General features: G+C 71.3%; 1 protein-coding gene. It reads left to right on the forward strand.

Annotated features, from left to right (window positions below):
* Positions 1 to 2: 2 nt before the first annotated feature.
* On the forward strand, positions 3 to 1511 hold the full coding sequence (locus A612_RS15235; RefSeq protein ID WP_051001525.1) for a transglycosylase SLT domain-containing protein: 1509 nt from the start codon (positions 3 to 5) through the stop codon (positions 1509 to 1511).
* Positions 1512 to 1561 lie beyond the last annotated feature (50 nt).

Genomic DNA, 1561 nt, shown 5'->3' on the forward strand with positions numbered 1-1561 from the left:
GGCTGGCCGGCTGCGCCACCACCGCCAACCCCGAGGCGCCCAGCGCCACCGCGGCCCAGGGCGAGGGCCATTCCCCGCTCTACCCCGCCGGGCCCTTGCGCCCCATCACCCCCGGCACCGCCAGCAGCCACACCGTGGCGGGCATCGACGCCCCGGCCGACCTGTGGGACCGCATCCGCCGCGGCTTTGCCATGCCCGACTTCGACAGCGAGCTGGTGCGTGACCGCGAGCAGTGGTATGCCAGCCGCCCCGACTACATGCAGCGCATGACCGAGCGTTCGCGCAAGTACCTGTTCCACATCGTCGAGGAACTGGAGCGGCGCAACATGCCGACGGAGCTCGCGCTGCTGCCCTACATCGAGAGCGCCTTCAACCCGCAGGCGGTCTCCAGCGCCAAGGCCGCGGGCATGTGGCAGTTCATGCCCGCCACCGGCACCTACTTCGACCTGAAGCAGAACGCCTTTCGCGACGACCGGCGCGACGTGCTCGCCTCCACGCGCGCGGCGCTCGACTACCTGCAAAAGCTCTACGGCATGTTCGGCGACTGGCACCTGGCGCTGGCAGCCTACAACTGGGGCGAGGGCAGCGTCTCGCGCGCCATCGCGCGCAACGAGAAGCAGGGCCTGCCGACCGGCTACGCCGACCTCAGCATGCCCGGCGAGACGCGCATGTACGTCCCGAAGCTGCAGGCCGTCAAGAACATCGTCGCCGACCCGGAGCGCTTTGGCGTCGAGCTGCCGCTGATCCTGAACCATCCCTACTTCCAGAGCGTGGAGATCACGCGCGACATCGATGTCTCGCTGGTCGCGAGCCTGGCGGGCATCCGCGAGGAAGACTTCCGCGCGCTCAATCCCTCGCTGCACCGCCCCGTGATCCTTGCCGCCGGGATGCCGCGCATCCTCCTGCCCTGGGACAACGCCCAGGTCTTTCGGCGCAACCTGGAGGCCTACAGCGAAGGCCAGTACGCCAGCTGGACCGTGTGGACGGTGCCGAGCACCATGTCCGTCGCCGCCGCTGCCCAGCGCACCGGCATGAGCGAGGCCGACCTGCGCCAGGTCAACGGCATCCCGCCGCGCATGATGATCAAGGCCGGCTCGGCGCTGATGGTGCCGCGCGCCGCCACCACGCGCCAGGACGTGTCCAGCCACCTCGCCGACAATGGCCAGATCGCCTTCGCGCCGGAGATTGTCACGCGCCGCACCACCGTGCGCGCGGCCAAGCGCGGCGAGACCGTGGCCGCCATCGCACGCCGCTACCAGGTCAGCGCCGCCGACGTGGCCGACTGGAACGACGTCAAGCCCTCGGGCCGCTTCAAGCCCGGGGAAGCCGTGACCATGTACTTGCCGGTGCGCCTGGCGCCCACATCGCTTGCCCGCACCAACGCCAAGCAACCGGTGGCGCGCGCCGCTGCGCCCGCGCGTGCCGCCAAGGCCACGCGCACGCCGGCACGCAGTGCTTCGGCGCCCACGCGCACTTCCGCCAAGACGCGGGTGTCGGCCCGCCGGCCCTGACCCATGCCCCCGGCGGCGTGCTCAGACCCGTTCGAGCCGCTGGCGGGGGC

This window comes from Melaminivora alkalimesophila, from assembly GCF_000282995.1.
Classification (GTDB): domain Bacteria; phylum Pseudomonadota; class Gammaproteobacteria; order Burkholderiales; family Burkholderiaceae_C; genus Melaminivora; species Melaminivora alkalimesophila.